Origin of the sequence: Streptomyces sp., from assembly GCF_035644915.1 — a bacterium.
Lineage (GTDB): Bacteria > Actinomycetota > Actinomycetes > Streptomycetales > Streptomycetaceae > Streptomyces.
The window spans coordinates 1-7786 of sequence record NZ_DASQNP010000126.1; the positions used below are offsets into that span (position 1 = coordinate 1).

A 7786-nucleotide genomic window follows, 5' to 3' on the forward strand; every position below is an offset into this window, starting at 1 on the left:
AACCCCTCGTGGGGAAAGGCGTTACCGCCGGCCGACGCACCCACCAGCCGGGCATACGATCTGATCGTCGAGAACAATGACAAGGGGTACGCGCCGCGCGCCGGCGAGTGCTCCAAGGAAATCCACGCGCGGTACTGGACGTACGGCCCCGACGGCAAGGTCTATCCCACCTGGCATCCGCCGAGGGACCCCAGCGGGTGCACCTTCGGGCACGAACACGGTGACGACCCGCGTAACTCCGAACTGTTCTCCACGGCCGACTGGCCGGCGTTCGGCTACACCAGCGAGGTGCTGGCGGAGTCGACCCACGAGGGCAGGCACCGTCACGAGGACCACGTCGGACACAAGGTCCTGGCGGTCAACAACGTCAACGTGATCCAGGGCGACAACGGCACGACCTTCTTCCCCCCGAGCGGTAACACCGTCGCGGTCTGCGACGTGCTGCTGAAGTTCCACCAGGGCACCCACTCCACGGACGCGTTCACCAACAACGTCCACGAGCTGATCTACAACAACCGGTGCACCTACAACGGCAACGGGCAGGTCGCCGAGGCCAGGTTCACCGCGTTGATCCCGAGCGGGCGCCCGGGCGGCTTCGGCAGCACCGACTGCCCCGGACTCGGTCTCGGCACGGGGTTCAGGCAGGTCGGCCCCGCGGTCCCGGCGGACTCGCCGTCGGACACGAAGTCACTCGGCCGGCTCATCACCGACGCGAGCTGTGTGCAGGCGATCAGGGAGGGCAGGACCCACTTCGAGCCCATCACGGGTTCGTACATCCCGTTCGACACCAACGACCTGCACGAGTTCTGGTTCTCCGACGTGACGGTGAGCACCTCGCAGCTGAACTTCACCATCGCACCGCTGTTCTACGTGCTCAACCCCAGCCGGTACTTCGACTCCAGCAAGCCGAACAACCTCGCCCGCCAGGTCGACCTCTGCTACCAGGGCATCCGCGGCTCCTACTGCGACCAGGTCCGCCAGATCACCCAGCAGACCGGCCAGACGGTCACGTGGGACGACCCGCGTTCACCGTTCAAGGGCACGCTGCGCGAGTTCCGGCCGGGCACGTTCACGCTGCGCAACAGCGGTCCGACCACCGTCTACACCGACGTGTACGGCCGTAACGCCTCGACCACGCCGTTCGAGGGCTCCATCAAGCAGTACTTCTCCGGCAACAACTCGACCATGATGTACGTCCGGGGTGCCACGAGGGACTACGCGGCCAACTCCGCCGACCGGATCCACGCACCGAACTGACCGTTCCCCCACGTGAGGGCCCGCGGCGGACACATCCGCCGCGGGCCCTCCGCATGACGGCCTGCCAGGACTCCCGCCGTCCCGTCCACCGCACGACACCGCCCTGGCCCCGTCCGGGGGTTCGCCGTCGACAGCCCGGGCACCGGCTCGTACGCGCCCGCCGGAGGGCCGGACGGAACCCTGCGGCCTCCCTGCTCCGGCAAGGCACGACCGGCCGCGGAAACCCGGGCGGGCGCGCCACCGCGTACGAACCGCCCCGTCCGGACGGCGGATCGCACGGCACCGTCCGGTACGGTGACGCACCGTGGTGCGCTCCGGCAACCGGCTCCTTGCCTGAATCGAGGTCTCCCCGTGAACGCTCCTGCACCCGGCTCCGCTCCCGACCCCGACGTCCTCCACCCACTCGCCCAGCACCCGCGCGTGGTGCTCCTCAAGCCGCTCGTCACCGATGAGCGCATCCAGGTCGGCGAGTTCACCTACTACGACGATCCCGACGACGCCACCGCCTTCCAGACGCGCAACGTGCTCTACGCGTACGGCCCGGAGAGGCTGATCATCGGCAAGTACTGCGCGATCGCCTCCGGTACCCGTTTCCTGATGGCCGGGGCCGAACACCCCACCATGGGCGTGTCGACGTTCCCGTTCACCATGTTCGGCGGAGCCTGGGCCGAGGCCACGCTCGACCTCGTCACCGGCATGCCCAGCCGCGGTGACACGGTCGTGGGGAACGACGTGTGGTTCGGATACGGTGCGACCGTCATGCCCGGCGTACGCATCGGCGACGGGGCGATCATCGCCGCCGGCGCGGTGGTCACCGGCGACGTCCCCCCGTACACCATCGTCGGCGGCAACCCGGCCCGGCCCATCCGCACCCGGTACGGGCCCGAGGACATCGCCCGCCTCCAGCGCGCCGCGTGGTGGGACTGGCCGGTCGAGCTGGTCACCCGCCATGTGCGGACGATCATGTCGGGCACCCCGGCGGACATCGAGGCCATCGCGGCGAAGGAGCTGCCCTGATCACCGTCACCGCCCCCGGAACGCATCGCCGGCCGGACACCACGAGAGGAACCCGCTTGACCCTTCAGACCGCCTTCGACCCGGGCGCCGAGTTCGACCGGCAGGTCCGCACCCTCACCGCGCTCGGCTACCCGGCGATGTCCGGTCTCACCCCGGAGCGGTTCGCCGACCTGGTGGCGCCGTTGCGCGCCGGAGCCGTGGCCCACGCGGACACGCCGTACGACCCGGACGTGGGCCGGGTGCCGTTCGTGCTGGTCGTCACCCGCGCCCTCGCCCCGATCGAGCGGACCATGCCGCTCACCACCCTCCACAACGGCCGGCTGCCCGGGTTCGTCGATCACTCGTACGAGCCCGGCGCCCTGGAGCGGTTCGTCGCCACCGAGGAAACCGGACCGCCCGACCGTGACGCCTACCTGCTGTTCAACGTCGAACGCGGTGAGGAGTTCTGCGGAGCCGTGCCCAACGACGCGATGGCCGTCATCACGGACCGGGGCCGGACACTGCTCACCATCGAGGAAGGCATCGCGCTGATCACCCACGTCCCGCAGGTGCTGGTCAAGAACAAGTGCTTCTCGCTCGGCGGCTCACGCGCCGGTGACCGCCGGGTTCCGGCGATATGGATCAGCCAGAAGGCCCCCAACCTCTGCTGGTGCTGGGAGGGCAACCCGCACACCTGGCTCGGCATGGCCTCCGCGGGCGCTCGCCGCCCGTGAAGCTTCCGCGGGCCCTCCTCGGACAGCGCGACGTGCCCGGCCGGAAACCCGGCCGGGCACGTCGCTTCCGGTGCGGAGCCCGGCGCGGCCTGGAAGCGGTCCGTCTATTCGAAGAAGAAACGCCCCCACCGATTGACGGGACCGGGCGACGTGCCGACCATGTACGGGTCATCGCTATGGGAGCGCTCCCATAGTGATGGTTCCCGCCCTGCCCACGGCTTGAGAGGGGCCGCGCCATGTCCACCTCCACAACGACGTCCTTACCCCCCGACCGCCCGGGACCCGGGGACCGGCGCCGCGGCCGGTGCCGGATCGCCACCGCGGCGGTCGCCGCCACCCTGGCCGCCGTCGCGTCGCTGATGCCCGCGACCGGCGGCGTCGCCCGCGCCGAGGAGCCGGCGGCGCCCACCGCGGCGTTCAACTACGCGGAGGCGCTGCAGAAGTCGATGTACTTCTACGAGGCGCAGCGCTCCGGTGACCTGCCCGCCGACAACCGCGTCGCCTGGCGCGGGGACTCGGCCCTGAACGACGGCTCCGACGTGGGCCTGGACCTGACCGGCGGCTGGTACGACGCCGGTGACCACGTGAAGTTCGGCCTGCCGATGGCCGCCAGCGCCACCCTGCTCGCCTGGGGCGGCCTGGCCGCCGCCGACGGCTACGAGCGGGCGGGACAGACGGAGTACCTCAAGGACAACCTCCGCTGGGTCAACGACTACTTCATCCGCGCCCACCCCGAGCCCAACGTCCTCTACGCCCAGGTCGGCGACGGCGACGCCGACCACAAGTGGTGGGGCCCGGCCGAGGTGATGCCGATGGCGCGGCCGGCCCACCGGGTGCACCCCGGCTGCCCCGGCTCGGACGTGGCCGCGGAGACGGCCGCCGCCATGGCCTCCTCCTCACTGCTCTTCGCCGAGGACGACCCGGCCTACGCGGCCACCCTGGTGCGGCACGCCAGGGAGCTGTACACCTTCGCCGACACCTACCGCGGCAACTACTCCGACTGCGTGCCGGCCGGCAACTTCTACCGCTCCTGGTCCGGCTACCAGGACGAGTTGGTCTGGGGCGCCTACTGGCTCTACAAGGCCACCGGCGACCGGGCGTACCTGGAGAAGGCCGAGAGCGAGTACGACCGGCTGGGCACCGAACAGCAGACCACGACCCGGCAGTACCGGTGGACCATCGCCTGGGACAACAAGCAGTACGGGGCGTACGTCCTGCTGGCGATGGAGACCGGTGACGCCAGGTACGTCGAGGACGCCAACCGGTGGCTGGACTACTGGACGGTGGGCGTCAACGGCCAGCGCGTGCCGTACTCGCCGGGCGGCCAGGCGGTCCTGGACACCTGGGGATCGCTGCGGTACGCCGCCAACACCTCCTTCGTGGCGCTGGTGTACTCCGACTGGCTCCAGTCCCGGGACGCCGCCCGGGCCCAGCGGTACCGGCAGTTCGGCGAGCGGCAGATCAACTACGCGCTGGGCGACAACCCGCGCAACTCCAGCTACGTGGTCGGCTTCGGCGCCAACCCGCCGCGCAACCCGCACCACCGCACCGCGCACGGCTCGTGGACCGACCAGATCACCTCGCCCGCCGAGACCCGGCACGTGCTCTACGGCGCGCTGGTCGGCGGCCCCGGCTCGGCCAACGACGCCTACACCGACAGCCGCCAGGACTACGTGGCCAACGAGGTCGCCACCGACTACAACTCCGGCTTCTCCGGCGCCCTGGCCTACCTGACCGAACGGTACGGCGGCACCCCGCTGGCCGACTTCCCGCCCGCGGAGGCGCCCGACGGACCGCAGATGTACGTCGAGGCCCGGCTGAACTCCTCCGGGGCCGGCTTCACCGAGGTCCGGGCCATCGTCCGCAACCGCTCCGGCTTCCCGGCCGAGAACCTGGACGACGGCCGGTTCCGCTACTGGTTCACCCTCGACGAGGGCGTGGAACCCGAGGACATCACCGTGTCGCCGGGTTACTCCGAGTGCGCCTCGCCGGTGCGCGGTCCGTTCCGGGCCGAGGGAGACCTGTACTACGTCGAGATCGACTGCGGCAGCCGGGACATCTTCCCCGGCGGCCAGTCCCAGCACCGCGCCGAGGTGCAGTTCCGCATCACCGGCGGAGCCGGCTGGGACCCGGGCAACGACTGGTCCTACCAGGGGCTGAACTCCACCGACCTGGTGCAGACCGAACGGATCACCCTGTACAACGGCGCGGACCTCAAGTGGGGCCGGGAACCGGCCTGACCGCACCGCGTACGCCGGACGCCCCGGCCCGGCCGGGGCCGAAGGCAGTGTCGGCCCCGGGCATGTGACGACCGCCTCCCAGGGGTTACAGTCCGGGGACGACGTAGTGAGGGGGACACCCGCCCCGGCCAAGGTCAACATCAGTCTCGACGCCGAGTTGGTGGTGGAAGTGATGGTGCTGGCCGGGGTGGGATCGCCCCAGGACGCCGTGGAGGCGGTCGTACGTGACTACATAGCCCGCGGCCATCGCACGGAGGCGCGCACCGGGCTCAGCGACCAGAACCTGCGCGAGGTCGAGGTCAGGCCGCGGGAGCCGGAGGGCTGATCGCAGGACGGCCCGACGCCTCCCGGCAGCTCCTCGGCACGCCGCTGCTCGATGCCGGCCCCTCGGCCGCGAGGCCCGGGGCCGGCATCGGGGCCCGGCCCCGGCCCCGCGATGGTCCCGGCCGACGCGGTCCCGGGCCCGGCCGCTGCCGCGCTCGTCCCGCGCACCGCGCCGGCGCAACGCCTCAGCGGCGCAGGGCCCACTTCTGGAACGCCTCCAGCGGCCCCGCCGAAAACCGCCGCAGCCACAGCGTGGAGCCCACCATCAGGACCACGCACACCACTGCCCACAGCCCCATCACCCACCACGGCCGTCCCGCGTCACCGAGCCGCTCCGCCAGGCCCAGTCCGATGCCGTACGAGGCGAGCATGCACAGCACGTTCTGGAGGACGTATCCGGACAGTGCCGTCCGGCCGACGGACGTGAGTCCCGTCATCAGCGGGCCCGGCCGCCGTACCCGGTCCACCAGCGCGCCGATCAGCCCGATGTACCCGACGGCCAGCAGGGGTGCGGCGCCGTACCGGCTCAGCAGGAACAGGTCCGGGCCGCCCAGCGACACCGCCACGTTGAGCGGCAGCCCGAGGCCCAGCCCCCAGACCAGCATGCGGGAACGCATGCGGCGCCCCACCTCGTCCGCACCGAACGCCCCCGCCCGGAACAGCCGTACGCCCAGCAGGAAGAGGAACACCAGCAGGAAGAAGGTCAGCACCGGCTCCATGCGCAGCGCGACCGCGTTCTCCAGCCGGAAGGCGATCTGGTCCAGGTAGCCGCCGTGCGCGTACAGGTCGACGACCTCCCGGGAGACCGTCCCGTCGTTCTCCGCGTCGTCCAGGGCCAGCGCCGCCGTCAGCAGGCCGATCACCGCCAGGTGCGCTCCCGCCGTCCACCACATCACCCGCCGCCGCGCCCGCTCCGAGCGGGTCAGCAGCCAGGCCACGAGCAGCGCGGTGACGGCGTACCCCATCAGCACGTCCCACGCGAAGACCAGCACGAAGTGCAGCGTGCCCTCGCCGAACAGGAACAGCGCCCGCCACCGGTAGCGCCCCGGCCACGGCTGTCCGCGCCGCGCCGCCGAGCCGTACTGGATGGCCAGTCCGACCCCGAACAGGATCGTCAGCAGTGACAGGAACTTGCCGTTCGCGAGCAGGACGAACACGCTTTCGGCGATCTCCGGGAACGACCCGAAGGACGTCCCGGCCGTACCGGACTGCAGGACTCCCCACTCCGCACCCGGGGCGGTGAAGATCCATACGTTGGTCATGAGCGTGCCGAGGATGGCCGCCCCGCGCAGTACGTCGAGCAGGACGAGTCGTCGTCCGGCGGAGGGGGGTATCGGCGTCCGCCGGACCTCGGTGTCTGTGTCCGTCATGACTTCATCGTCGCGGCGGCACCGGGCGGAATCCTCATGAGCAGAGCCGAATGTGCCGTACATCGAAGGATGCAGCCGCCAGTGCGGTCTCTTCCACCCTGCGACGGACATGACGTTCCCCGCGCAGGGGGAGCTGCCCGTCGGCCGGGCTGTGCGCTCGCCGGGGCGGGCCTGCGACCGGCCGGCCGGACCGCCCGACGTGGGCACGGAGGGGCGATGGGTGCGGGCCGCCCGCCCCCGGCCGCGCGGTCCGCGATCAGCCGTCCCGGCCGCCGGGCCCATCGGTGTCACAACACCGTCGCCGGGCCGTGGCCGGGCGGAACGGGCGTGCGAAACTCGGCCCATGACCACCCTGGCTCAGCTCCGCAAGGCCGCGCTCGCCCTCCCGGAGGTCGAGGAGGGCACCCACTTCGGCATGGTCGCCTTCTCCGTACGGGGCAAGGGCTTCGCCTCGGTGACGAAGGACGGCCACCTGCAGCTCCAACTGCCGCAGGACGAGATCGAGGCCGCCGTGGCCGCGCACCCGAGCGGTGAGCGCCTCCTCCGAAGCGGTACGCCGATCGGTTTCCGCGTGCCGCTGGCCGACATCGCCGGCAAGGATCTGAACGCCCTGGTCCGGGCGTCGTGGTTCAGCCGCGCCCCGAAGCGGCTTGCGGCGTCACCGGCCGCCGCGGAGGCGGCGGCCGACGCCCCCGGGGGCGACCTGCCCGCCGGCATCGGCAAGCCGGCCACCCGGGCCCTGCTCGGTGCGGGGCTGAAGACGCTGGAGCAGGTGGCGCAGCGCACGGAGTCCGAACTCCTCGCGCTGCACGGGGTGGGTCCGAAGGCCGTGCGCATCCTGTCGGAGGCGCTGGAGCAGCGAGGG

General features: G+C 71.5%; 7 protein-coding genes. 6 read left to right on the top strand and 1 reads right to left on the bottom strand.

All coding sequences use genetic code 11. The features are described from left to right. From VE546_RS14585 to VE546_RS14605, 5 genes are all read left to right on the top strand, one after another. A partial coding sequence (locus VE546_RS14585; RefSeq protein ID WP_324922338.1) for a hypothetical protein occupies positions 1 to 1257 on the top strand: 1257 nt, incomplete at its 5' end. A gap of 351 nt (positions 1258 to 1608) precedes the next feature. Further along, a complete protein-coding gene (locus tag VE546_RS14590; RefSeq protein ID WP_324922339.1) occupies positions 1609 to 2274 on the top strand; it encodes a CatB-related O-acetyltransferase in 666 nt (221 codons plus the stop codon). 56 nt (positions 2275 to 2330) lie between these two features. After that, the gene (locus VE546_RS14595) at positions 2331 to 2987 is read left to right on the top strand and encodes a DUF5701 family protein (protein WP_324922340.1); all 657 of its coding nucleotides are present in this window, start codon (positions 2331 to 2333) and stop codon (positions 2985 to 2987) included. 236 nt (positions 2988 to 3223) lie between these two features. Further along, complete coding sequence (locus VE546_RS14600) at positions 3224 to 5227, top strand: glycoside hydrolase family 9 protein (protein WP_324922342.1); 2004 nt, start codon at positions 3224 to 3226, stop codon at positions 5225 to 5227. A 106-nt stretch (positions 5228 to 5333) separates the two neighbouring features. After that, positions 5334 to 5552 (top strand): type II toxin-antitoxin system VapB family antitoxin, encoded by a 219-nt coding sequence (locus tag VE546_RS14605; protein ID WP_414720480.1) that lies wholly within the window; start codon positions 5334 to 5336, stop codon positions 5550 to 5552. Positions 5553 to 5736: 184 nt separating this feature from the next. Here the strand turns inward: VE546_RS14605 and VE546_RS14610 are convergent, their stop codons facing one another. Continuing rightward, positions 5737 to 6921, bottom strand: coding sequence for a DUF418 domain-containing protein (locus VE546_RS14610; RefSeq protein WP_324922344.1), 1185 nt, complete (start codon positions 6919 to 6921; stop codon positions 5737 to 5739). Positions 6922 to 7264: 343 nt separating this feature from the next. On the opposite strand from VE546_RS14610, the gene VE546_RS14615 reads away from it, so the two are divergent. Next, a partial coding sequence (locus VE546_RS14615; protein WP_324922346.1) for an MmcQ/YjbR family DNA-binding protein occupies positions 7265 to 7786 on the top strand: 522 nt, incomplete at its 3' end.